Annotated in this window: 20 protein-coding genes and 3 pseudogenes; 9 read left to right on the top strand and 14 right to left on the bottom strand. The window is 67.8% G+C overall.

Features of this window, described 5'->3' with window-relative positions; all coding sequences use genetic code 11:
• Positions 1-101 precede the first annotated feature (101 nt).
• The gene (locus ASF34_RS07210; RefSeq protein ID WP_056160167.1) at positions 102-1,670 is read left to right on the top strand and encodes an FAD-dependent oxidoreductase; all 1,569 of its coding nucleotides are present in this window, start codon (positions 102-104) and stop codon (positions 1,668-1,670) included.
• A gap of 509 nt (positions 1,671-2,179) precedes the next feature.
• On the opposite strand, the gene ASF34_RS07205 is transcribed toward ASF34_RS07210, so the two are convergent.
• The 10 genes from ASF34_RS07205 to ASF34_RS07160 form a co-directional block, all read right to left on the bottom strand.
• Positions 2,180-2,854: a glutathione S-transferase family protein gene (locus ASF34_RS07205; protein ID WP_056160164.1), complete on the bottom strand. Its 675-nt coding sequence runs from the start codon at positions 2,852-2,854 to the stop codon at positions 2,180-2,182.
• 118 nt (positions 2,855-2,972) lie between these two features.
• Positions 2,973-3,743: a molybdopterin-dependent oxidoreductase gene (locus ASF34_RS07200; RefSeq protein ID WP_056160162.1), complete on the bottom strand. Its 771-nt coding sequence runs from the start codon at positions 3,741-3,743 to the stop codon at positions 2,973-2,975.
• On the bottom strand, positions 3,740-4,384 hold the full coding sequence (locus ASF34_RS07195) for a cytochrome b/b6 domain-containing protein (RefSeq protein ID WP_056160159.1): 645 nt from the start codon (positions 4,382-4,384) through the stop codon (positions 3,740-3,742). Before ASF34_RS07195 ends, ASF34_RS07200 begins: the two co-directional genes overlap by 4 nt.
• A 60-nt stretch (positions 4,385-4,444) precedes the next feature.
• Positions 4,445-4,921 (bottom strand): peptide-methionine (R)-S-oxide reductase MsrB, encoded by a 477-nt coding sequence (gene msrB / locus ASF34_RS07190; RefSeq protein ID WP_026175938.1) that lies wholly within the window; start codon positions 4,919-4,921, stop codon positions 4,445-4,447.
• Positions 4,922-4,993: 72 nt separating this feature from the next.
• A complete protein-coding gene (locus tag ASF34_RS07185) occupies positions 4,994-5,707 on the bottom strand; it encodes an NrsF family protein (RefSeq protein ID WP_056160157.1) in 714 nt (237 codons plus the stop codon).
• Positions 5,700-6,290, bottom strand: a complete 591-nt coding sequence (locus ASF34_RS07180; RefSeq protein WP_056142526.1) for a sigma-70 family RNA polymerase sigma factor — start codon at positions 6,288-6,290, stop codon at positions 5,700-5,702. Before ASF34_RS07180 ends, ASF34_RS07185 begins: the two co-directional genes overlap by 8 nt.
• A 103-nt stretch (positions 6,291-6,393) precedes the next feature.
• The gene (locus ASF34_RS07175; RefSeq protein WP_056160154.1) at positions 6,394-6,636 is read right to left on the bottom strand and encodes a pentapeptide MXKDX repeat protein; all 243 of its coding nucleotides are present in this window, start codon (positions 6,634-6,636) and stop codon (positions 6,394-6,396) included.
• 82 nt (positions 6,637-6,718) lie between these two features.
• Entirely contained in the window at positions 6,719-8,740 is a 2,022-nt protein-coding gene (locus ASF34_RS07170) for a protein-disulfide reductase DsbD family protein (RefSeq protein ID WP_162240029.1), read from the bottom strand.
• 74 nt (positions 8,741-8,814) lie between these two features.
• Positions 8,815-9,453 (bottom strand): NrsF family protein, encoded by a 639-nt coding sequence (locus tag ASF34_RS07165; RefSeq protein ID WP_056160149.1) that lies wholly within the window; start codon positions 9,451-9,453, stop codon positions 8,815-8,817.
• Positions 9,454-9,480: 27 nt separating this feature from the next.
• Positions 9,481-10,176 carry a DUF1223 domain-containing protein gene (locus tag ASF34_RS07160; RefSeq protein ID WP_056160146.1) on the bottom strand — a complete coding sequence of 232 codons (696 nt, stop codon included), beginning with the start codon at positions 10,174-10,176 and terminating at the stop codon, positions 9,481-9,483.
• Between the two features lie 325 nt (positions 10,177-10,501).
• On the opposite strand from ASF34_RS07160, the gene ASF34_RS07155 reads away from it, so the two are divergent.
• From ASF34_RS07155 to ASF34_RS07125, 7 genes are all read left to right on the top strand, one after another.
• Positions 10,502-11,068: a fasciclin domain-containing protein gene (locus tag ASF34_RS07155; RefSeq protein WP_056160143.1), complete on the top strand. Its 567-nt coding sequence runs from the start codon at positions 10,502-10,504 to the stop codon at positions 11,066-11,068.
• Positions 11,069-11,370: 302 nt separating this feature from the next.
• Positions 11,371-12,516 (top strand): DUF3095 domain-containing protein, encoded by a 1,146-nt coding sequence (locus tag ASF34_RS07150; RefSeq protein WP_056160140.1) that lies wholly within the window; start codon positions 11,371-11,373, stop codon positions 12,514-12,516.
• Positions 12,513-14,258 (top strand): patatin-like phospholipase family protein, encoded by a 1,746-nt coding sequence (locus ASF34_RS07145; RefSeq protein ID WP_056160137.1) that lies wholly within the window; start codon positions 12,513-12,515, stop codon positions 14,256-14,258. The genes ASF34_RS07150 and ASF34_RS07145 overlap by 4 nt, the downstream gene beginning before the upstream one ends.
• A gap of 116 nt (positions 14,259-14,374) precedes the next feature.
• Positions 14,375-15,664 carry a nucleotide disphospho-sugar-binding domain-containing protein gene (locus ASF34_RS07140; protein ID WP_056160134.1) on the top strand — a complete coding sequence of 430 codons (1,290 nt, stop codon included), beginning with the start codon at positions 14,375-14,377 and terminating at the stop codon, positions 15,662-15,664.
• Between the two features lie 258 nt (positions 15,665-15,922).
• Positions 15,923-16,129, top strand: coding sequence for a ferredoxin (locus ASF34_RS07135; RefSeq protein ID WP_056160211.1), 207 nt, complete (start codon positions 15,923-15,925; stop codon positions 16,127-16,129).
• Complete coding sequence (locus tag ASF34_RS07130; protein WP_056160131.1) at positions 16,126-17,445, top strand: NAD(P)/FAD-dependent oxidoreductase; 1,320 nt, start codon at positions 16,126-16,128, stop codon at positions 17,443-17,445. Before ASF34_RS07135 ends, ASF34_RS07130 begins: the two co-directional genes overlap by 4 nt.
• Positions 17,438-18,706, top strand: coding sequence for a cytochrome P450 (locus tag ASF34_RS07125; RefSeq protein ID WP_056160128.1), 1,269 nt, complete (start codon positions 17,438-17,440; stop codon positions 18,704-18,706). The genes ASF34_RS07130 and ASF34_RS07125 overlap by 8 nt, the downstream gene beginning before the upstream one ends.
• A 374-nt stretch (positions 18,707-19,080) precedes the next feature.
• Here ASF34_RS07125 and ASF34_RS07120 read toward each other — a convergent pair whose 3' ends face one another.
• The 4 genes and pseudogenes from ASF34_RS07120 to ASF34_RS07100 form a co-directional block, all read right to left on the bottom strand.
• Positions 19,081-20,289 (bottom strand): IS91 family transposase, encoded by a 1,209-nt coding sequence (locus ASF34_RS07120; protein ID WP_056160125.1) that lies wholly within the window; start codon positions 20,287-20,289, stop codon positions 19,081-19,083.
• Positions 20,290-20,293: 4 nt separating this feature from the next.
• Positions 20,294-20,605, bottom strand: a pseudogene (locus ASF34_RS07115) (tyrosine-type recombinase/integrase); the annotation flags it as partial.
• A 152-nt stretch (positions 20,606-20,757) separates the two neighbouring features.
• A pseudogene (locus ASF34_RS07110) lies at positions 20,758-21,924 on the bottom strand (IS3 family transposase).
• A gap of 186 nt (positions 21,925-22,110) precedes the next feature.
• A complete protein-coding gene (locus tag ASF34_RS07100) occupies positions 22,111-23,787 on the bottom strand; it encodes a methyl-accepting chemotaxis protein (protein WP_056160119.1) in 1,677 nt (558 codons plus the stop codon).
• Between the two features lie 533 nt (positions 23,788-24,320).
• Between ASF34_RS07100 and ASF34_RS22100 the strand changes: the two are divergent.
• Positions 24,321-24,524 (top strand): annotated as a pseudogene (locus ASF34_RS22100) (IS21 family transposase); the annotation flags it as partial.
• Between the last annotated feature and the right edge of the window lie 84 nt (positions 24,525-24,608).

Genomic DNA, 24,608 nt, shown 5'->3' with positions numbered 1-24,608 from the left:
ATGGCGTCAGCCCGACGCAGGTCCGGAGGCGGCGCAACCGGAACGGGTTCGGCGACTTGATAGCCCGGGCGCGATGACGCTCACCAGGAGCGACGTCAGCTATGCCCGGAACCGAGATCCGCGTTGCCCTCGAGGCGATCCCAATGGGGGGAATGAAGGAGGGGTCGGCTGGGGACGAGACGGTGCTGTTCGTGCGCGACACCGCCGGCGTGCGAGCGTTCCAGGCCAAGTGCCCGCATCTCGGGGCGCCGCTCGCCAAGGGTGAGATCTGCGGCGCACGCCTCTACTGCCCCTGGCACAAGGCCGCCTTCTCGCTGGCCGACGGGAGCCTGGAGGAGCCGCCGGCCCTCGACGCCCTAACGCGCTATCCCGTCCGCATCGAGGGGTCGGACGCCGTCGCGACCCTCACGCCGGAGCCGGCGCCGACGAAGACGGCGGGCGCGACCGTGGGGAGCGTGCTCGTCGTCGGTTCGGGGGCGGCAGCCGTCGCCTGCATCAAGACCCTGCGCCGCGAAGGTTATGGCGGCCCCATCACCATGGTCGGCCGCGATTCGCACCCGCCCTACGACCGAACCAAGCTGTCCAAGCAGTTCCTGGCCAAGCCGACCCCGCCGGAGAAAGTGCTGATCGAGCCCGACTTTGCACAGGTCAACATGGTCGAGCGGATCAACGGGGAGGTCGTCAGGGTCGAACCCGTCCGGCGCGAGATCACACTGAAGGACGGACGGACCTTGACAGCCGACGCCATCATCGTCGCCACCGGAAGCCGGGCGGTGGTGCCGGAGTTCCCTGGCCAGGATGTCCCCGTCACGGACCTCGGCGGGGTCTTCACCCTGCGCAGCCTCGACGACGCGGTTCGCTTGAGCGAGGCGGCGGGCGAAGGTAAGTCGGTCGTCGTGGTGGGCGCCGGCTTCATTGGCCTGGAGGCCGCCGCGTTCCTCACCAAGCGCGGGCTGTCCGTCACAGTGCTGGCGCGCGAAGACGTTCCCTTCGCCAAGCGCTTCGGCGAGGCGGTGGGCGCGGCGCTGAAGCAGTACCATGCCGGCAACGGTGTCACCTTCGAGACCGGCTCCGTCGCCCGGATCGCTGGCACCGGCCGCGTCGAGGCCGTCGAGACGGAGGACGGGCGGCGCCTTCCGACCGACATCGTCCTCGTCGGCGCAGGCGCCAAGCCGGAGACCGGCCTGATCGCGGGCGTCGCGCCCGACGAGAGCGGTGGCCTCGAGGTCGGCGGCGACCTCAAGCTTGCGGAGGGCGTCTGGATCGCGGGCGACATCGCCGCCTTCCCGGAGACGGCGAGCGGAGAGACAGCGCGGATCGAGCATTGGCGCCTCGCGCAGCAGCACGGCACGCACGTGGCCCACGCCATCCTCGGCCGGGGTGGCGCGTTCGCGGGCGCGCCGTTCTTCTGGAGCAATCAAGGAGGCAAGCGGCTCGATTACGGCGGCTACGCCAAGGGTTTCGACCGGATCGTCCTGCAGGGCGACCCCGCCGCCCTCGATTTCATCGCCTACTACGTCACGGGCGACAGGGTGACCGCCGCTTGCAGTATCGGCCGCAACAGGGCCTTCACCGCCTTCCTGCATCTGCTCGGCCTAGGGCGTCTGCCTTCGGCGGCCGATATCGAGGCCGGTGCGGACCTGCCTGCCCTCGCGCGAGAGGCCGAGTAGGGCTTGTCCGGCGACCGGTCGGGACCTCCGGCAAGGATGAGCCGCCAAGTTCGGCGTGGCTTGTCTCGTCAGGGCACATTCCGACTGCGCTTCACGCTTTCGCGCCACTCAGTCGAGTTCTCGCTCCTTCTGCGTCGGCGGTGGGACTCCGCCGCGTTCCTGGCCGACCAGAATGGGCGGGACGCTGGAAGGCGTCGCAGCCCGAGCGAACCTCCGGTCTCTTGCGTCTGTGTCACAGAAGCCGGCCGGACGCGAACCACATAACGACGCCATTCAGCGGAGCCGCTTTGCGCCATAAGCGGAAATTAGCGGCCTGCACGGAAGAAGACATTTACTTGCAGGTAGGCGATTTTCCAGTGTCGACCCAACATTGCCGAACAGGCGGATTTGCGACATTCCCGGAAGCGGACGTTCGCTGGTTGAACGTTCCGGAGTTTCCCTCGCGGCGGCGAGACGACAGGGACGGCGCGACGACCGGCTATGGGGGCATTCCAGGGCGATGACGATCGTCAGGACTTGAGGTGTCGGAACATGTTGGCGCGGGCCTCGTCGTCCATTTCTGGCTTGAAGGCGAAGCGGTCCTTGAGACCGACCGCACGCACCGCAGCCGGGCGAGCGGCGATCTCATCGTGGTGGCGCTTGAGGTGGGGCAACTCCGCCCAGGCCGTTTCGCCGAGAACGAAGGGGATCATGCGGGCCCATCCCCAGGCACTCATATCTGCGATGGTATACTCGTCGCCCACGAGATAGCGGCGCTGCGCGAGGTGTGCGTTTAGCACGTCGTAGTGACGGCGTGCCTCGAAGCTGTAACGCGCCTGGGCATAGGGCACCTGCTCCGGGGCGAAGTGCTGGAAATGGACCGCTTGGCCGGAGAACGGCCCGACGCCCGTCGCGACGAACATCAGCCAGGACAGGAGCGGAGCTCGGTCGCCACCCGAGGGCGGCAGGAATCGTCCGGTCTTCTCGGCGAGGTAGAGCAGGATGGCATTGCTGTCGAAGATCACGTCCGCGTCGTCGACGAGGACCGGCACCTTGCCGTTCGGATTGAGGTCCAGGAAATCAGGCGCGAACTGGTCACCCTTGCGGGTGTCGATCGGGATGGGCGCGTAGGGCAGTCCGAGTTCCTCCAGCAGCAGCGCGACCTTCGTCGGGTTCGGAGAGCCATTGAAAAAGAATTTCAGCATTTCAAAACCTCATGCCGTTCCGAGAGCCGGTGGCCGCCAAACCGCTCGGCAACACCCGTTTAGCTGCGGTCCACATGTCATCGATCGGTGGATGTCGGGCGATTCACGTTCAGACTCACTACAGCCCGGAAAACCAGTTGTAGCCCTGATCTTCCCAGTAACCGCCCGGATAATCGTTCGTCACCGTAATCGCCATGATGTGCTTCGGGTTCTTGAACCCGAGCTTCGTCGGGATGCGCAGCTTCACTGGGAAGCCGTATTTCGGTGGCAGGGGCGCGCCGGCGTAGTCGAGCGCCAGGACCGTCTGGGGGTGAAGCGCGCTCGGCATGTCGATGCTCGTCCAGTAGTCGTCGCCGCAGGCGAAGCGGACGTAACGTGCGGTCGTGTCGGCCCCGATCCGTTCGAGGAAGGTGCGGAACGGGACCCCAGACCATTGCCCGATGGCGCTCCAGCCCTCCACGCAGACGTGGCGGGTGATCTGCGCTTCCTGCGGCAGGGTCCTTAGCCTGTCGAGCGTCCACGGCGCCTTGTCGGAGACGAGACCGGCGAGTTCGAGCTTCCAGGTCGAACCGTCGATCACCCGGATCTTGCTCGCCGGATAATAGGCGTTGAAGGGGAAGTCCGGGGTGATGTCCGCGACATCGAAGGTCGGGGCAAAACGCGTGCTTCCGAATAGGGCGCCCTGAACGCGATCGTTCAGCCGCGAGATCCCACCGAGGATGCTCTCCACCTGCGGGTTGTCCGAGATGTCGCACCCACCGAGTGCGAGGCTTCCCGCCGCGACGAGGCCGCCGCGGAGGAACAGGCGTCGGTCGGCCCGAATAAGGTGAGTCTTGGGAATCGTGATATCCGGACGTGGACGGCGGAGAAGGCGATCGAGGGGCTTCATGGCTTCACCACGTGGTTGCGGCCGAGATGGTTCTCCCGGCCGATGATCATCGTCGGAAGGGTCTTCGGAACCAGGAGCACCAGGGCGAGGTGCACTGCCACGAAGCCAGCGATGCCGGTCATGGCGAGGAAATGGACGATCCGGGCCGTGTCGTAGCCGCCCAGCAGCGCTGTCAGTGGCGCGAACTGGACCGGCTTCCAGATCGCGAGACCGGAAAGCACGATGACGATCCCGATGAGCAGGACCGCGACGTAAAGGAGTCGCTGCACGGCGTTGTAGACGCCCGGGTCGTGGGGGAGCCGGAACTTCAGGGCCGCGACGAAGTCATGCGCGATCTCGCGCGGCCGCAGGGGCGTGAGGCGCCGGCGCAGGTGGCCCGAGGCGAGACCATAGGTCAGGTAGACGAGGCCGTTGGCGACGAGGAGCCACATTCCGGCGAAGTGCCATTGCAGGGCCCCGCCGAGCCAACCGCCGAGGGTGATGCCTTTCGGAAAAGCCCAGTCGCCGAAGATCGGCGAGGCGTTGTAGATGCGCCATCCGCTGGTGATCATGATCAGCATGGCCAGTGCGTTCACCCAATGGGTGATCCGGACGACGAGGGGGTGGATCGGGCGCTCGGCCCGCGGCGAAGGGGGATGCATCGGGACCGTCCTGAAGGGTTGCTGGCTTGCGGAGCGTTGGGCCCGAAAAGCGGGATCGTTTCAGGCGGGCTCGAAGCGCAGCGCGATGCCGTTCATGCAGTAGCGCTGCCCCGTGGGCTTCGGTCCGTCGTCGAAGACGTGACCGAGATGCCCGCCGCAGCGGCGGCAATGCACCTCCGTCCGGCTCATCCCCAGGCTGGAATCCGTCGTCGTGCCCACGGCCTCCACGAGGGGGGCGGTGAAGCTCGGCCAGCCGGTTCCGCTCTCGAACTTCGCGCTGGAGGCGAAGAGCGGCTGGTCGCAACCGGCGCAAACGAAACGACCGGCGCGCTTCTCGGCATTGAGCGGGCTCGAGCCGGCGCGTTCGGTACCGTGCTGGCGCAGAACCACGTAGCCGGCGGACCCGAGCTGGGCCCGCCAGGCGGCCTCGCTCTTCACGACGGCGAAGGTTCCGGCCAGGGCCCCTCCGGCGGCGCGAAGGAATGTCAGGATGCCGAGCGCCGAGACGCCGGCCGTGAGGATCTGTCTGCGGTCCATGATGCCGAGTTCCATGATGGCGAGTTCCTTGCCGAGGCCCTGGACTGTCATTCGCCTTTTGGATCGAGCAGGTTACAGGTCGACCTCGCGGTGCCGGCCTCGCGACCCTGCGGTCCTGTCGAGAAGGCGCCCGCCGAAGAGACCGTTCAGGCCGACGACGACGAGGACGGCGACGAGGTGAACCAACAGGTCCGTCGCGGTGGCGTCGTGCGGATGAAGCGGAACCAGCAAGGCCGCGGCCGCTGCGGCTGCGGCGAGTCCCCCGAGGGCCGCCGTGAGATTGGGGCGTAACGGACAGGCCCGCCGCAGCATCACCACCAGCAGGACGGACAGCGGCAGCGAGACCCCCATCAGGAACACGAAGCAGCCTCGCATCTCCTCCGGCTCGGCGAGGTTGGCGGCCGGCGCGAGCCAACCGCGAAGGCAGCCGAGCCCACTGGCGCCGAGCCAGAGAACGAGCGGGGGAAGCGGGAGCCATGACCAGGCCGCGCTTCGGCCGGGCACGCTGCTCTGGAAGGCGGCAAGGGCGGCCGCGATAGCCGTGAGGATCGCGCCGACGGCCGCCCAGTGCAGGTCCGGCACGGCGAGGCGCGCCCGCAATCCCGAAAGGTCGGACATCGGCACGAGGAGGAGCCCCACCGTGAGCACCGCACCGGACCAGATGAGGGTCCGGCGCCCCGGGCTCGGGAGCCGGCGGACCGGCGTGAGCGATTGAGCCAGATCCTCGACGAGGTCGTGGGTGGACGGGACTTGAGTGGATCGGTCATGGGTGGCCGGATCAGGCATCCGTGCCCTCCTTACGGGATGAGAGAGAGACGCGGAGGGCCTTCAGACCGCGATGGAAGTTGACCTTGAGCGCACCCTTGGTCCGCCCTGTGAGCGTTGATGTCTCGTCGAGGGACAATTCGCGTAGGGCGATGTGCTCGATCGCCTCCCGCTGTCCTTCGGGGAGATGCGCGACGGCCGTAGCGAGGATCGCTGCGCGCTCGCGACGCTCCAGGTCGTCACCCGGCATGGGACCGGCGTCGGCACGCGCCTCATAGGCGAGCGGCTCATGCACTTCCTTCGGACGACGCCCCTTGCGGCGCAACGCGTCGACCGCCCGCCGCTGTGTAATGGCGCGCAACCACGGCAGGAACGGGCGGGCCGGATCGTAGGTCGCCCGTGCCTGATGGAGGGTAAGCAGGGTGTCCTGCACAACGTCGTCGAGAGCTGCGCCCTGAACCCCCTTGGCCCGTGCCATCGCGGAAATCACCGGCACGCAATCGCGCAGGAGCGCCCGGTAAGCGGCGGCATCGCCGACCTGCGCCGCCTGCATCGCGGCGGACAGGGACGCCTCGCCGGACAATGCCGCTGATTGAACAGGCATGGGAGCAGGGATTCCGGACTCTGCGGGGAGAGCCGGCGAGAAACCCGGCATGAGGAACGGGCGGCCCGGAAGGCCGACCCGCACCGTCCGCATGAGGCCGAACTTACTTCTTCATGGAGTCCTTGGCCATGCTGTCCTTCGCCATCGAGTCCTTGGCCATGCTGTCCTTGGCCATGGAATCCTTGCTCATCCCGTCCTTCTTCATGCCGTCCTTGGCCATGGAGTCTTTCGCCATGCTGTCCTTGGCCATGCTATCCTTGGCCATGGAATCGACGGCATAAGCCGGGGCCCCGGAGACGGCGGTGGCGAGGACGAGAGCAGCGGCGACGCGGAAGAGAGTGCTCATGTGAGGTTATCCTTCTGGGATGTACCGAACATCTTGGCGGTACTGAACTGTGTTTCGGCGGGGCGCCGACGACGGTTACAGGTCAGGGCGAAAATTCCGTCGTTGTCTTGTTTGCGTTCTCACGCTCCGCCCGCACGATGGCAGCCCGCATCGTTGCCGGCGTCAGCAATTCCGGCAGGGCTTCTCCGCGCGGCAGACCGGGCCCGTAGACTGCCACGAGCGGAATCCCGAAACGTCCGAAGTGGCGCAGGAAAGCGAGGATGGCCGGGTCGGCCTGGGTCCAGTCCGCCCGCATCGCGACCGTGTCGGGCGCCGACAGGCGCGCACGGTTCTCCGCGCGATCGAGGGTGGTGACATCGTTGAGCCGGCAGGTCAGGCACCAGGACGCCGTCACGTCCACGACGACGACCTTGCCCTCCGCCACCAGGGCCGGGATCGCCTCGGGGGCGAAGGCGCGCCAGGGTCCGCCCTCCGTCCGAGCCACCGGGGAGGGTCCGAAGCCGTACGGCCACACCGTGACGGGGACGAGCGCGAGGACGAGGGCCGCCGTGACCAGGCTTCGGCGACGATCGGGAACGCGCGGCGGTCGGCTCAGGGCGAGCCAGCCGAGGAGAAGGGTCAGGATACCCGCCAACCCCATCGCCCGAGGAATGCCGGCCAATTCGGCGAAGACCGTCATGAGCCACGCGGCCGTTCCGAGGAGAAGCAGGCCGAACCCGCTCCGAAGCCGGATCATCCAAAAGCCCGGTCGCGGCAGCAGGCGCGTCCAACCCGGTTTCAGCGCGAGGAGCGCGAAGGGGAGCGCCATTCCGAGGCCGAGCGTCGTGAAGACCAGCAGGATGTCGACATGTCCCCGGGTCAGCGCGAAGCCCACCGCACTTCCGACGAACGGGGCCGAGCAGGGCGTGGCCAGCAGGGTGGCGAAGGCGCCGGTGAGAAAGGCCTCCGACAGGCGGCCGGACCCGCGCAGCGATCCAAGCGCGGCGACCGGACGGGGTAGCCCGATGGTGACCCATTCGAACAGGCTCGCGGCGAACAGCACCGTGAGCAGGGCCATGCCGGCGAGAAACCACGGCGCCTGGAACTGGATGCCCCAGCCGATACTGGCGCCCGAGGCCTTCAGGACGATCAGAACCAGGGCGATGGCGAGGAAGGACGCGACGATGCCCGCCGCCGTGGCGATGAGTTCGGCCCGGACGCCTCGCTGATCCGCTCCGGCTGCCCGCGTCAACGCGAAGACCTTCAGGGACAGGACCGGCAGGACGCAAGGCATCGCATTGAGGACGAGGCCTCCGATCAGGGCCGTCGCCAAGATGGCGAGCCACCCACCCCAGCCGATGCCATCCATGGGCGAAACCGTGAATTCGGCGCTGCGCAGGCCATCGACCAGGGTGACGCGGAGATCGGTATCGGCGACGTCCGGCGACAGATTCAGGGTGAGCCGGGCCGTGTGCCCACCGTCGGACAGGGCAACCGCCGGAGGGGTGGTCACGGCCCCCTTCGGACCCTCGACGAACACGTCCGGCGCCATGAAGGCGCTGCCTTCGCTGGTCACCCGCAGGACCAGGCGCCGATCGTCCGGCGGTCCCTCGCGGGCCTGCCCGACGACGGCGAAACCCGCAGCCTCCGGGGGGCCAGGGATGCGCGCGTGCGCGGCATCGATCAATCCCGCCTCCGCCGAGGGCCGATCCGTTCCCGCTGGTAGCGCGAGGTCGAGGGTCGCACGATAGGGCACGCAGACCTCGCCGCAGACCGCGTGCACGAGGCGCAGGTGAAGGTGCGCGGCCCCGTCGCCGCGCCGTGCGAACCGAAGGGGCAGGACGGTCCCAGATTCGTACACGAACGTCTGGAGGTCGCCGACGGAGAGGCGGCGCGGCGCGGGCCAGGCGATGGAGTCGAGCACGACCCCCTCCGATCCGCTCCCGTCGAAGGTCGGGGCGAGGCCGGCATCGCCCGGGCTACGCCATGCCCCGTGCCAGCCGTCACCGAACCGAAACTCGAGGGCCGCCTCGACGGGCGATCCAGGGTTCGCGGCGTCCGTGGCCGTCACGAGCCGCACCGCCGCCCTATCGTCGCCGATCCACGCGGTGGACGCCGCGCGCACCGGGAAAGCTCCGAGAAGGAAGAGGGCGAGGCACGCGAGCAGCCTTCGCCGAACGGGGTCGCGCAGGACCATCGTCAGGCGCTCGCGCGGAGCAGGCGCCGGCCGAAACCGGCACCGGCCCCCGAGAGCAGCGCCACCGCGAGCGCGTGCAGGGCGAGGTCGTTCAGCGCCATGGCGAGGGTGTGGAACAGGCCCAGGATCGACGCCGCGGCGGAGGCCGCCGCGAGACCCGCGAGGCCGCCGCTCAGGGATGGATGGAGGGCGTAGCCGCCTTTCAGGATCGCGGCGAGGAGCAGCGCGAAGGGAACGCCGAGCCCCAGGATGAAACCAACGCAGGCGCAGGCTTCCGACAGGGAGATCGGCGCTCCGTGCTCTGCGCCTGAGACACTCGCCCCGATCCAGAGCGCGAGGCTCGGCGCGGGCAGAATGGCCCAGCGCGGATCACGGTCGGGCAGTGTCGCGAGGATCGCGGCGGCCGCCGCCGTGACGGCGGTGGCGATCGATCCGATGGCCGCCAGAACGAGGTCCGGGTCTGCGGCGTGGCGCGAAAGCGCGCCCCGCAGGTCGGCGACCGCCGCGAGGCCGGCGCCCGGGAAGGCGACGACGAGGAGCCAGCCGAGCACGCGCCGGAGCGGTGAGCCCAGAGGCCGTACCGGGACGAGCCCTCCGGCCAGCCTGTCGATCAAGCGCGTATGCGGCGAGCCGGCGGGCATTGGCGCCTCGTCCCGAAAGGCCATCGCTTAAGCGCCCGGCACAAGGCGTGCGGCCCCGAGGATGCGGCCGTCCGATTGCTGGACGATCACGGCAGCATCCTGCCCGGCCGGCAGCGCCTCGCTGAACTCCAGTGGCTCGCCCGACCAGGTGCCGAGGGTGCGCAGCGAGCGCACGACGTTGGCCTGCACGAGGGTGCGTCCGCTGTTCTCGCCCCGCGCCACGGGGGTGCGTAGGGACCGGTCGAAGCCGACGAGGAACACCTTGGCGCTACCCTTACCGGCCCCAACCGTCACGGCAATGCGGCCGGTCCGGCGCACGATCGCGATCTTGGTTTCGGCGCCCATCTCGGCTCGGGCTGCCGCGACCGCCGAGGTGGCCTCCGTGCGGCGCGAACCCACCACGCTCCTGCGTCCGTCGATCACGAGCTGCGGCGTGAAGTTTCCCTCGCCGAGATGCCCCGCATAGGTCGCCTGCCGCTCGGTCGCGCCCTCAAAGGACTCGGTGTCCTTCCAGCCGAGATCGTCCCAGTAAGTGACGTGGAATCCCAGCGCCAAGAGGTCGTCGCGGCCAGCGAGCTCGCCGAGCAGCGCTTCCGCCGGCGGGCAGGACGAGCACCCTTGCGACGTGAAAAGTTCAACCACCACTGGTCGGGCCAGCGCAGGGCCGGACACGAGTAGGACCGGTCCCAGCGCGAGGAGAAGAGGAATGAGGCGGGACGACATGGCGTGCTCCGGGACGATGCGGGATACAAGTCATTCGTCGAAGGCGAGGCGTGGTTACAGGCCTTCTATGACGAGGGAAATCGTAGACCCATCCTCCGTCCACTTCCCCAAGTCACGCTTTGTGTCTCATCGCTCCTCGGCCGTGACGAGCCTCGCTCACGGCAGGGACATCACTTCGAAGAACAAGAAACTTTCCCTCTTCAAGGCGGCCAGGATGAAATCATTCTCCCCAGCAAGGCTTGCCTGAAACTTCTCCGTACCTCCGGCCGTAACGATCGACGACCCCGCATGACGGGGCCGACAATCGGAGTTACGCATGACACGCATGTTCAAGGTCGCAAGCCTCACCGTCGCCATGGCACTCACCGGCGCCGGCGCATTCGGCACGGCGGCCCAGGCGGCGGAAGAGAAGACGGTGATGGTCGGCGGCGCGCCGATGTACCCGTCGAAGACCATCGTCGAGAACGCGGTCAACTCGAAGGACCACACCACCCTCGTCGCCGCGGTCAAGGCCGCCGGTCTCGTCGAGACGCTCTCGGGCAAGGGTCCGTTCACGGTGTTCGCGCCCACGAACGCCGCCTTCGCCAAGCTGCCGGCCGGCACGGTCGATACGCTGGTGAAGCCCGAGAACAAGGCGACGCTCACCAAGATTCTGACCTACCACGTCGTGGCCGGCACCATGACGGCGACCGATCTCCAGAAGGCGATCAAGGCCGGCGGTGGCAAGGCCATGCTGAAGACGGTCGAGGGCGGCAGCCTCACCGCCGAGGAGAAGGCCGGCAAGATCGAACTCGTCGATGGCAAGGGCGGCATGTCCACCGTCACGATCGCCGACGTGATGCAGTCGAACGGCGTCATCCACGTGGTCGATACCGTCCTGATGCCGAAGTAAATTTCGCCTTTCACCGCCTATCGAGGCTGTCCGGATCTCGTCCGGGCAGCTTTTTTGTGTCGATCGCTTGAATTTCAGTAATGCGGAACAAGGTGCTCCGACCGAAAGATTCATGGTGGCCGCGTAACCGAGTCGGGTAACGTGACGAAACCCAATGGCGGTCGCTCGCCAAAAATCTTGCCCCGCGGAAGATGTCGAAGGCGAAAGGATGCTCGGCGATGCCTGCGCGCCACGCCCTAACGGACGTCGAAGCCGGGCCGGGCTCGCCTACATGTCCGCAGACGGGTCAGGCCGAGGCGAGCGTGTCAGTTCCTTTTCGCTACGCCGACGTGCCACGTTTCACACGATTTTCCGACGTCCTCGACGAAACCCGTTACGTCCCGGTGCCGGACACATGGTGGATCGCCCTGTGCGACGTGGTGATGTCGACCCGGGCCATCGAGGATGGACGCTATCGATCGGTCAACATCGCCGGCGCCGCCCTGATCACGGCCGTGAAGAACGCCCTTCCTGGCGCCGACCTGCCGTTCGTCTTCGGCGGTGACGGTGCGACCCTTCTCGTCCCACCCGAACATCGCGACACGGTCGAGGCGGTGCTGGCCGAGACGGTGAGGTGGGTGCGCGAGGCCCTCGGGCTCGATCTGCGGGCCGCGCTGATCCCGGTCGCGGCGGTGCGCGAGGCTGGCCGGGACCTCCGTGTCGCGCGCTACGCGGCCTCCGCCCATGTCGACTACGCGATGTTCTCGGGCGGCGGCCTCGCCTACGCGGATGGCGCGATGAAGCGCGGGCTCCACGCGATCCCGGCGGCTCCGGCCGGTGCGAAGCCTGATCTCACCGGCCTGTCCTGCCGGTTCGAGGCCGTGCCCGCGCGGGATGGGCTGGTCCTGTCCCTGATCGTCGTGCCCGGAGAGAGCGCGGATCGAGAAGCCGTCCTTGCCACCCTCGGCGCCATCCTGGCCGAGGTCGATGCGAGCCCCGGCATGGGGCGCCCTCTGCCGGAATCGGGACCACCGATGCGACCGCCCTGGTCGGGCCTCGCCGCAGATGCGCGGGCGGAAGGGACGCTGGTGGGCTCGAGGGTCTTACGCGTGGCGGCGATGTTCCTGACGCGCGGTGCCGCCTTCGCGCTGTTCAGTCTCGGCCTGCCGTTCGGACGCTTCTCGCCGCGTCGCTATCGACGGCGGCTCGCCGCCAATGCCGATTTCCGGAAATACGACGACGGGCTCCGCCTCACCGTGGCCTGTCCCGTCGCCACGGCGGATCGGATCGAGACCCGCCTCGCCCTCGCGCAAGAGGCGGGGTTGGTGCGCTACGGCATCCACCGACAGGATGCCGCCGTCGTGACCTGTGTCAGCCCCTCGGTCCTGCACGACGACCACGTCCATTTCGTCGATGGTGCCGATGGCGGTTACGCGCGGGCGGCCGCCATGCTCAAGCGACGGCCATGACGGGACCGGAGATTCCGTTCCTTGGCGGATTGGACGTCGAGGCCGCTGCCGCGGTGCGCGCGCGCATGGTCCCGGTCTCGGTGGCCGGAGGCAGCACGCTGTTCGCGCAGGGCGAGGCCGGGGATGCGCTCTACACCCTGGTCTCCGGTGCCATCGGGATTTCCGCCGATGCCACCATGGGCTCGCCACGCCGGATCGCCCGCCTGCGTCCACCCGAAAGTTTCGGCGAGATGGCGCTGCTGTCGCCGGCCCCTCGGTCGGCCACGGCCACGGCCCTTCGCGATTCGTGTCTGCTGCGGCTGACGCGGGCGGATTTCGAGGAGGTGGTCGAGCACCATCCCCGGATGCTGCTCTATTTCGCCCGGCTGCTCGCCGAGCGCATGCGCGCGACGCAGATGGGCGAGGCGGTCCGCCACGCATCGCGCAGCGTCGCCGTGCTCGCCGTCACCGAGGGGCTCGATGCGGCCGCCTTCGGGCAGGCCCTGGCCAGCGCCTTTGACGACACCATGACCGGGACCACGGGATGCCTCACCCGCTGGCCGGATGGGGCCGACGAGGCATGGTTCCACGACTATGAAAGCCGTCACGCCCGCACGATCTTCGTCGCCCATGAAGTCGGTTGCCCGTGGTGCCGGCTGTGCCTGCGCCACGCGGACCATGTCCTGTTGCTGGCCGAGCCCGGCCGGCCGCCGCGCCCCGGCGTCGCCGCCTGGCTCGGGAGCCTCCGATCGGACTGGATCCGCATGGATCTCGCCGTCCCGCAGACGGCAGACGCAATCCTGCCCCGTGCCCTTCACCCGGACGTCGCCGCGCTGCCCGCGGCTCTCCGCATCCCGGTGCGGGCAGGCAACACGGACGATCTCCGCCGGCTCGCGCGTCTCGCGAGCGGCACGGCGCGTGGCCTCGTCCTCGGCGGCGGCGGTGCGCGCGGGCTCGCCCATCTCGGCGTGCTGCAGGCCCTGGACGAGGTCGGCTGCGCTCCCGACTTCGTCGGCGGCACCAGCATGGGGGCCGTCGTCGCCGCGAGCCTCGCCATGGGGTGGAGCATCGAGCGGATCCGCGCGCGGACCCTCGACTTCTTCGTCGGGCACAATCCCCTCAACGACTACACGCTGCCCTATCACGCGCTGACCCGCGGGGCGAAGGTCGATGCGGGCCTGGCCGCGTGGTTCGGCGGCGCGCGGATCGAGGAGCTCTGGCTCCCTTTCCTGTGCGTCTCCTCGAACCTGACGACGGGCTCGGCGATGGTCCATCGCTCCGGCGACCTGCCGGGGGCGTTGCGCGCCAGCATCGCGATTCCGGGCCTGCTCCCGCCGGTCTGCACCGAAGAGGGTGTCCTAGTGGACGGCGGGATGATGAACAACCTGCCCGCCGACGTGATGGCCGGCCTGGAGCGGGGGCCGGTGCTCGCCATCGATGTCGGTAGCGACCGCGCCTTCGGAGAGATGCCGGCGCGGTCCTGGCGCGGGCGCATGATCCGGCGGATGCTCGGTGTCCCCGATGCCATGCCGGGCATCGCGCCCCTGCTGTTGCGGGCGGCGACGGTCTCGGGGGACGCGCAATCGATGATGGCGGTGGGCCACGCCGCCGCCCTGCTCAAGCCGCCCCTCGCCGGCATCGACCTGCGGGCTTGGTCGAGCTTCGAGGCGATCGCCGAGATCGGCTACCGGCACACACACGAGGCGATCGCAGAGGGCCGGCTGCAAGCATGGGCGGAGGGCAGCGGCCTGCGCCAGCGATGATCGCCCCTGGGAAGAACGGTGCGCAGGCGCACGCGCCCGGAGGCTCGGCATGTAACCCTTGGGTGCGCCGCAGCGATAGCCTTGCATCGCAACCGCTGCATCGAGGACGCGTCGCCATGAAGGTGCTGATCGCCGCCACGGCCCTGACAGGGCACATTACTCCGCTCCTCGCCGCCGGCCGGCTTCTCGCCGCACGCGGGGACAGCGTCGTCATGGCCACCGCAGGGGAGTTCCGCGATAAGATCGAGTCCGCTGGCCTGCGCTTCGCGCCCATCGACGACGGCCATGCCGCGGAATACCGCGAGACCGGCCTGCCCGCAGGGCCCGAGCGCTACCGGCGCGAGTTCGCGCGGCGCTTCATCGACCCGATCCCAGTCCAGTTCGAGGCCCTGAGCCGGCTCGTCGAGGCGGAGCGGCCTGAAGTGATCGTCGCCGGAAGCCTGTTCCTCGGCGTGCTGCCCCTGCTGCTCGGCTCCCGGCCGCGTCCGCCCATCGTCGTCCTGAACGTCAGCTTCCTGTTCCTCGACAGGCCCGACGACGCACCGGTCGGCCTCGGTTTGCCGCCGGCCCGAACGGAAACGGAGCGCGCCCATTACGCGATCCTGAAGGCGGGGATGGATGCCGCCTTCGTCGATCCCGTGCGCGCCTATGCGGATGCGCAAATGGCGCTCCTCGGCCTGCCGCCCCTACCGGCATCGCTCCCGCATTCCATCGCCATTCTCCCGGACCTGTTCCTCCAGCCGACAGTGCCGGAGTTCGAGTACGATTACGGGACGCTGCCGCCCAATCTTCGCTTCACCGGCCTGCTGCCGGTTCCCCCGACACATGCGCCGCTTCCGGATTGGTGGCGTGCCCGCGACGTGACCAAGCGTGTCGTCCTGGTCACCCAAGGGACCCTGGCCAACGCGGATTTCGGCGAACTGATCGAGCCGACTTTGGCGGCCCTGGCGGATCGCGACGACCTTCTCGTGGTCGCGACCACCGGCGGTCGCCCGGTCGAAGCCCTGAGCGGGCCTCTGCCCGGCAATGCCCGGGTCGCGCCGTTCCTTCCGTTCGACGCGATGCTTCCGGACATCAGCCTCCTCGTGACGAACGGAGGATACGGCAGCGTCTCGCAGGCGCTCGCGGCCGGGGTGCCTCTCGTCTCGGCGGGGCTGACCGAGGACAAGGCGGAGATCGGCGCGCGCATCGGCTGGTCGGGCGCTGGCCTCAACCTCGCGACCAATAATCCGACGGCCCGCGCACTCCGCGAGGCGATCGATACGGTGCTCGGGCAACCCCACTTCCGGGCGCGGGCCGCGTCCCTCGCGCGGGCCTTCGCGGGACTGGATTCGGGTCGGGCCGTTCTCGCCGGGATCGACGACGTAGTTCGGGGCGGGCCGATCGTCCGGGGGATCGCCGCATGACCGCGATATCGATTTCCGGCCGCCCCCGGACCGCATCGGTCCAAGATCGCCCGCACGATGCCAGGGCACGAACGCCCCGGATGATCGCGTTCGCCGCCACCCTCGTGCTCGCCGCGACGACCGGCCTGCCCATGAGATCCGTCGCCAACCTGATGCCGCAGGCGGACGACCGCGACGATCCGTTCCTCGGCATCTGACGAGCAGCGAGGCATCGCCATGACCCATCCCACCGAGACCGCTTCGAGCAGGACGACTCCCCTGCGCGTCGTGGTCGATCTCAACCGATGCCAGGGCTACGCGCAATGCTGCTACGCGGCGCCCGGCGCCTTCGAGGTGCGGGGACACGAGATTCTGTTCTACGACCCCGCGCCACCCCGCGCCCGACGGGGCGAGATCGAGCGGGCGGTGCAGGCCTGCCCCGTCCGCGCCATCAGCCTGCAGTCCGATGATGGAGAAACGCCGTGAGCGCCGCCGCAGATGCCGGCATCGTCGTCGTCGGCGCGTCGCTGGCCGGCCTTCGCGGGGCGGAGGCCCTGCGCCGAAACGGCTATGCGGGTCGGCTCACCCTCATCGGCAACGAGCCGCATCGCCCCTACGACCGGCCGCCGCTGTCGAAGCACGTCCTGTCCGGCGAATTGGCGCCGGACGCGTCGGAACTGCCACAGCTCGTGGCCCTCGATGCGGATTGGCGATTGGGCCACGCGGCGGTCGGTCTCGATCGCGTCGCGCGGACCATCCGCCTCGCGGACGGGGCGGTGCTCGCCTACGACAGGCTGCTCATCGCCACGGGCGCCCAGGCGCGCCCCTGGCCGGCCGCGTCGGGCGGCGCCCTCGCCAATATCTTCACCCTGCGCGGCCGGGACGATGCCGCGCGCCTGCGCGCAGCGTTGGCCCGGGGCCCGCGCCGTGTCCTCATCGTCGGTGCCGGCCTGATCGGCTGCGAGGCGGCCTCCTGCTGCCGCGATCTCGGCCTGCCCGTCACCCTGCTCGATCCCAATCCGACGCCGCTCGCCCGATCCCTCGGCACCTGGATCGGCGGCGTGATCGCAGAATGCCTGCGGGATGCCGGCGTTGCGTTTCATCCGGGCGCACGGGTGCTCCGCTTCGAGGGCGATGCGTCGGGCCGCGTGGTTCGCGCCGATCTCGCGGACGGGCGTACCATCGAGGCTGACCTCGTCATCGTGGCGCTCGGCGCGACCCGGGCCACGGACTGGCTGCGTGATGCGGGCCTGATGGCGGATGCCGGCGGGGTGACCTGCGACGGCGCCTGCCGCGTCCTCGCCGCCGATGGCACGACCTGCCCCGACATCTACGCCGCCGGCGACGTGGCACGCTGGCCAAACTCTCTCTATGGCGGCCGGCTGGTCTCGGTGGAGCATTGGGGCAATGCCGTCGCGCAGGGCGCGCACGCCGCGCGCAACATGCTGGCGCCGGCCGAAGACCAGCACGGCTACGACCATCTCCCGGCGTTCTGGTCGAGCCAGTTCGGGATCAACATCAAGGCCGTGGGCCTGAGCGAGGGCGCGGATTCCGTCGCCATCTTACAGGGTTCGCGCGCATCGCGACGCTTCCTCGCCGTCTACGGCCGTGCCGGCCGCAGCATCGCCGCCGTGTCGTTCGACCAGGCCCGCTGGCTCCCGGCCTATGCCGAGGCGATCATGGCCGGCAGCCCCTACCCACCGATCCGCGATGCCAGCGACCAGGGCCGATTCGCCACCAGGGAGCCCGGCTTCCCGCCACCGCGCGCCGCTTCCCACGCCGACGAGGCCCGTCATGTCTGAAGACACGCTGTTTTCCGAGGTGCTGAACCCGGCCAATCGCGCGGATCCCTATCCGATCTATGCGCGGCTGCGCGAGAACCCGGTCTCGCCTCAGCGCGACGGCAGCGTCGTGGTGAGCACACATGCGGCGATCCGCAGCCTGATCTTCGATCCGCGCCTCAGCTCCGAGGATCTGCCTCCGTCCCACCGCCCCCGCACCGGCAATCCCCTGAAGGACTGGCTCCTCAATCCGATCAAGGACCGCATCGCCACCGCGCACCGCCCGCTGATCTTCCGCGATCCGCCCGATCACGACACCCTGCGCAGCGTCGTCATGCGGGAATTCACGGTGGCGCGGGTGCTGGCGCTGAAGCAGCGCGTCGTCCGCGACGTGGACGCGCTGATCGATGCCTGCCGGGGACGCGACGAAGTCTGCCTCGTGGAGGACCTGTCCTACCCACTGCCCGTCGCGGTGATCTGCGACATGCTGGGCGTACCCGAGGTGGACGAACCGCAATTCCAGCGCTGGGCGACGCAACTCGCCACCGCCCTGGAGCCCGATGCCCGCCATGACGAGGCCAGCCGCCACAAAACGGTCGCCGCTTTCGATGCGATCTCCGGCTACATGCGCGCCTTGATCCGCGAGAAGCGCCGGCGGCCGGGGCCCGACATGCTCAGTGCTCTCGCCAATCCGATCACCACCAAGCCCGGCCCCGGCGGCAAGGCCGCGCTGGGCGATTTCGACCTCATCTCGACGGCGATCCTGCTGCTGGTGGCGGGCCATGAGACGACGGTGAACCTGATCACCAACGGTATGCTCACCTTGCTGCGCCACCCCCATGAACTGGACCGGCTGCGCGCCGATCCCGAGCGCGCGCCGCGCGTCATCGAGGAGTTGCTCCGCTACGAGCCGCCCGTGCACTTTAGGACCCGCAAGGCGCTGGGTACCATCGAGATCGCGGGGCACACCATCCGCAAGGGCGCGCCGGTCATCCTGCTCTTCGCCGCGGCGAACCGCGACCCCGCCCGCTTCGCCGATCCGGACCGCTTCGATCCGGATCGGGAGGACGTCCAGCATTTCGGTTTCGGCGGCGGTCTGCACTATTGTATGGGGGCGCCGCTCGCCCGTATCGAGGCCGAGATCGCCCTGGTGGCCCTCAGCCGCCGACTGATCGCGCCGCGATTACTGTCCGATCCGCCGCCCTACCGGCCAGGCGCCTCGCTACGTGGTCCCGAGAGGCTCGGCATCGGGATCAACGGAATTGCCGCTCATCCAACATAGATAATTCGGCCGAAACCAAATTTTCCATCGTCTGCTTCTTCAAATAATCTACCGGAAGCAGACCGTCGCAAAGCCTGAAGAGTTTCGGGCGCCGCGAGGCGTACGAAAGTCGTGGAAGAACGAACCCGCGGGATGGCGGGCGCAGAGCTATGGGGATTTTGGTAGACCGTCGTCCCCAACGAGGGACGGAAGGCGCGTGAACACCGTCGCCTGGGTGCCTGAGCGCTCCCGGATCGCCCGGTCTCCGGCCTTTGGCGGAGCGCGACAGGGTCGGGCGACAGCGTTCGTGAAGACCATTCCGGCGTTCGGCACGCGGAGAGGCGTACCCCGAGGTGCGCCTCCTCGGATGTGTGGTGGTGCTAGGCTATACCGGGTCATGGCGTACACGCCCGGTTCGGTGCGGGGCTGAACGGCGGCCCGCGCGGCTGGTACCAGCCTGCGAAGGAGCCGACGATCGTCATGGGACCGCCGCAGCGGGGGCAAGGCGCTCGAACATCGGTCGCAGCGGCTCGGGTGTCCGGTTCAGGGTCGGTGGATCGCGGCGGGGGCGGTGTGCCGAGGATCGCGCGGATGTGGGCCAGACCGGCCTTCCGGTTCGAGCCGGCGAGGAAGCCGTAGTGCCGGATGCGGTGGAAGCCGCGCGGCAGGACATGGACGAGGAAGCGCCGGATGAACTCCGTGGCGGACAGGGTCATGACCCGCCCCTGCCCGCCCTCGGCGCGCCGATAGTCCTTGACGCGGAAGCTGACGTTTTTCCCGTCGAAGGCGAGGATGCGCCGGCTGGAGATGGCCACGCGGTGGGTGTAGCGCGACAGATAGGCGAGCACGGCCTTCGGTCCGGCGAAGGGCGGCTTGGCGTAGACGACCCAGCGCTTACCGCGCACCGGGGCGAGCGCGCGGACGAAGGCCTTGGCGTCGGAGAGTGGGGCCAGGGTGCCGAAGAAGGCGAGCGTCCCGGCCTCGTGGAGGGCGGCGAGCCCTTCGAGGAACAGGCGGCGGAACAGCATGCCCAGCACCCGCACCGGCAGGAGGAAGGCAGGGCGCGACGCGACCCATCGGGTCCCGTCCGGCGAGAGGCCGCCGCCGGGCACGATCATGTGGAGATGGGGATGGTGGGTCATGGCCGAGCCCCAGGTGTGGAGCACGGCGGTGAGGCCGATGCGGGCACCGAGATGCTTCGGGTCGGCGGCGATCCGCGTCATGGTCGCGCTCGCTGCCCGGAACAGCAGGTCGTAGACGGCGGCCTTGTTCTGGAAGGCGATGGCGGCGATCTCGGCGGGCAGGGTGAAGACGACGTGGAAGTAGCCGACCGGGAGCAGGTCGGCCTCGCGCGCGGTGAGGCAGTCGCGCGCCGCCGCGCCCTGGCATCTCGGGCAGTGCCGATTGCGGCAGGAGTTGTAGGCCACCCGCAGATGGCCGCACGCGTCGCAGCCCTCGACATGGCCGCCGAGGCTGGCCGTGCGGCACTGCTCGACCGCCGCCATCACCTTGAGCGCGGCCAGGTTCAGGTGCCCGGCCCCACCGGCGCGATAGGCGGAACCGGCGGCACGGAAGACGTCGGCCAGCTCGATCGCGGCGGGCATCGCCTCAACCTGGCGCGGGTCCCTCCCCATGGAACAGGGCAAGCCTGTCGAGCGGGCTCGTCACGGCCCGCACCGTCCGGGTGGCGACCTTGGCGTAGAGCGCCGTGGTGTCGAGCCGGGCGTGTCCCAGCAGGACCTGGATGACGCGGATATCGACGCCGTCCTCCAGGAGGTGGGTGGCGAAGGAGTGGCGCAGGGTATGGGGACCGACACGCTTGGGGATCTCGGCCGACCGGGCCGCCTCCACCACGATACGGTGAAGCTGGCGCGTGCTGATCGGGCGGGCCCAGTCCTGTCCGGGAAACAGCCAACCCTCGTCCTGATCCTCTCCCGATTTTGCGGACACGGTGGTTAGCTCGCGTTCCGCTCGGCTTGCTCGGGGGTGATGTAGCCGAGAGCCGAATGGATGCGCTGAGATCGGAAGAGCGGACTCGTCCTGATCCTCTCCCGATTTTGCGGACACGGTGGTTAGCTCGCGTTCCGCTCGGCTTGCTCGGGGGTGATGTAGCCGAGAGCCGAATGGATGCGCTGCCGATTATAGTAGCCCTCGATGTAGGCGAATAGGTCGCGGCGAGCCTCGTCCCGGGTCGTGCATCGTCGCTGGTGGGCGAGTTCGACCTTGAGGGTATGGAAGAAGCTCTCCATGGGAGCGTTGTCGTAACAGCAGCCCGTCCGGCTCATGGAGGGCGTCGCCTTGATGTCGGCGAGCTGTTTGCGATAGGCCTCGGCGGCGTATTGGCTGCCGCGATCCGAGTGGCAGATGAGGCCAGCCCCCGGTCGTTGCCGTTGGGTGGCCATCATCAGAGCCGCCGACGTCAATTCGGTCCGCATGTTCTCGCGCATGGACCAGSCGACGATCTTGCGGGTTGCGAGATCGAGGACGGCGGCCAGGTAGAGCCAGCCCTCTCCGGTCGGCAGATAGGTGATATCTGCCAGCCAGACCGTATTGGGCAGCGCGGCCGAGAAGAGCTGCTTCAGGAGGTTCGGTGGGATCGGCAGGTCATGACGGCTGTCGGTCGTGCAGGGCCGGAACTGACGTCCTGCCAAAGCCCTGATGCCGTGACGGCGCATCAGGCGTTCCACCCGCCCGCGACTGGCCGTTCGGCCCTCTGCCCGCAGCGCGGCATGCACGCGAGGCGCGCCGTAGCGCCTGAGATGCCCGGCATGGATACGCTGGACGTCGGCCAAGAGCTGACGGTTCGACGCCGACCGGGCACTCTCGGGGCGTGATCGCCAGCCGTAATAGCCGCTCGGGGAGACTTCGAGCACGCGGCACATGAGACGCACCGGCTTGGGTCGCCCGCATGCTGCKCGATGAAAGCGAACGTCACTTGGGCATCTCCGCAAAGATGCCGATCGCTTTTTTTAGGACGTCACGCTCCATGCGCGTCCGGTCGAGTTCACGCCGCAGACGGGCAATCTCGGCCGCCTGATCGGACCGCGATGACACCGGGCTCATCGGCGCGGTTCCTGGCAATCCCGCTGTCCCATCAGTGCCGAGCGCCACTGCCTCAGCATCGAGGGTTGGATCCCGAGTTCGGCCGCGATCTGCATCTGCGGCCGGCCGCTGCTTTCCAGCAGGGCCACCGCCTCGCGTTTGAACTCTGGCGTGACACCAAAGGTGCAGCGAAGCAAACTCGCGTCTCGTCTTGGACATCAAACACCTTCCCCGCCCGCAAGGAGCGTATCAGAGGTGTTCGCGAAACCGGGGGGAGGATCATTATCCCCGGCCTAAGCGACATCCTTGCGCAGCAGTCCGAAGAGATGAGTCCGAACCGGTTTGGGAACTCCCATAACGATCCATGGCCATCTTGCCTTGTTCTACGCCACGCGGATCGCCGCGAGGAATTCGTCAACCTCACGTTTCACATTGACCGATTGGGCGGACAATTCGCCGGCTGCCGACATCACTTGCTGGGCCGCGCTGCCGGTCTCTCCGGCCGAAGTGAGGACGTGCGCGGTGTTGATCGACACGTCCTGAGTACCTTTAGCCGCCTCAACCGCGTTGCGCGAGATCTCGCCCGTGGCGATCGTCTGCTCCACGACGGTGGCGGCGATCGTTTCCGTAATCGCGTTGACCGATCCGATGGTCTGTCCGATCTGCCGGATCACCCCTGCGGCCTGGGCGGTCGCCTGCTGGATGGCCGCGATGTGACTGCTGATCTCGCCCGTCGCCCGTGCCGTCTGACCGGCCAGTTCCTTCACCTCGCTGGCCACGACCGCAAATCCGCGCCCGGCCTCGCCGGCACGGGCCGCTTCGATAGTGGCGTTGAGGGCGAGCAGGTTGGTCTGACTGGCGATGCTGGAGATCATGTGTACGGCCTCGCCAATGCGCTCGGCGGCTTCGGACAGGCTGGTCATTGCCGCCTCGGTCGCTTGCGCTTCATGGGCTGCCGCGCTCGCGACCGAGTTCGACTGCTGCACTTGCCGCTCGATCTCTTGGAGCGAGGCCACCATCTCCTCGGCCGCTGCGGCCACCGTCTGCACGTTGGCCGACGTCTGCTCGGCCGCCGCGCTCGACGCCGTCGCTTGCCGACTGGTAGCATCGGCCACGCTCGTCATCGAGCGCGCAGTCGCATCGAGTTCCGTGGCGGCCGAGGTGACGATACCGATGGCGCCGCCGATCCTCGCCTCGAACCCGCGCACCAGCAGGTCGACCCGGTCGGCCCGTTGCTGGCGGGCTAATTGCTCGGACGTCTGACGAGCCTCCAGTTCGACGCGGGCGAGGGAGTTCTGGCGGAAGACGTCGACCGCCCGCGCCATCTCGCCCATTTCGTCGTGACGCGTGAGGCCCGGGATGCCCGTTGCGAGATCCCCACGGGCGAGAGCACTCATCGCCTTCGTCAGATCGCGGACGGGGCGCGAGACTTGCCGACCGATGACAAGTGCGGCCGCCGCGACCACGAGCGTGATGCAGGCCAGCGCCATTGCCAAGCCGATCACAAGGTTCTTCAGATGCTCGAACGTATCGTCGGCATAGACACCCGAGCCAATGATCCAGCCCCAGGGCTTGAAGCTGATGACGCCTGCAATCTTCTCCACAGGCCGCTCAACGCCCGGCTTGGGCCAATAATACGAGACGAAGCCACCGCCGCTGGCCTTAGCCGTTTGCAGCATCTCGGCGAAAATAGCCCTGCCCGTCGAATCCTTGAAGCCGGACATGTCCTTGCCGGTGAGTTCCGGCTTGATCGGGGTCATCAAAAACCGGCCGTGCTCATCAAGGACGTAGAAATATTCCCCGTCACCATATCGCAAGGTCTTTAGGGCACCGAGCGCTGACTCGCGCGCTACCGCGTCAGTCAGGCGGCCGGCCCGGGCCTCCACTTCGAAGTATGTGACGACTCCGAGCGCTACTTCTACGAGCTGCTTGGTCCTGAGAACTCGGCTATCTGTGACCTCGTTGCGAAGGCCATTCACTGCAACCGCGATTAGACTTATCAAACCCAGGATGCTAATGAAGGTTATTGCCTGAATTTTTGTAGCTATGCCAATTTTCATCGATTTATTCCATCAGCGTAGAACTATTGCTCCACACATAGATAAATATAAACCGTTAAATTTGCCTGACTGGAGCGGTCTGACGGTGCGGTTGTGCCGCCTTTTTTATGGAGGAACGCGCGTTGGCGGTCAGCGGAGGAATTCCTAGCGCCGTTATGGTCCTGAAATCACCGATATTAAAACTCTCGGCTGAAACTAGGTGCCGCAGGCTAGCTAGGGTCCGGAGGTATATACCAGCATTGCATAATTAATATCTTGATACAATGCAATATATTGCGGTACTTGTGCCATTGAATACTGACTATAGTTTCATATCTACAAGATAAGTATGCGGTGTTCAATCTCATAAAATCAGCATTTATCTAAATTATAAGTTATAACTTATCCTGCAAGGAGATTATTTTAGTGCTTTCGAAAAACAAATCGCCCGCATTCGTACTGATGAACCTGCAGTTTCTTGAGGCGGCTTCCGCGTTCACGCGTGCCACTCGGCCGAGGCCTATGACAAGGCAATGGATCACGGCGGAGCGCAGCCGGGATGGGACGATCTCGATCGGATGCTTTCCATCAACGCCGGCAGGTCCTGCCGCGGGCGGTTGACGCTGATCCGGATCTAAGAGACGCTGCGCGGGCTCTGCTACGAGGGCGACTGCGATGCCGTTCGGCGCTGTGCCAAGACCTGGAAGCGCGAGCGCGCCTTCGTCACTACGCAAACCTTCGTGCCGCTATCGTTCGCCCTCGTCTGGATCTGCCTCCGATCCTAAGCAGGCAACGACCTCGTGTCGGATGTACTCTCGACGCGAGGTCAGGCACCGGGGTGG

This window comes from Methylobacterium sp. Leaf106 (assembly GCF_001422895.1).
Classification (GTDB): domain Bacteria; phylum Pseudomonadota; class Alphaproteobacteria; order Rhizobiales; family Beijerinckiaceae; genus Methylobacterium; species Methylobacterium bullatum.
This window is presented reverse-complemented; position numbering and strand designations above follow the sequence as displayed.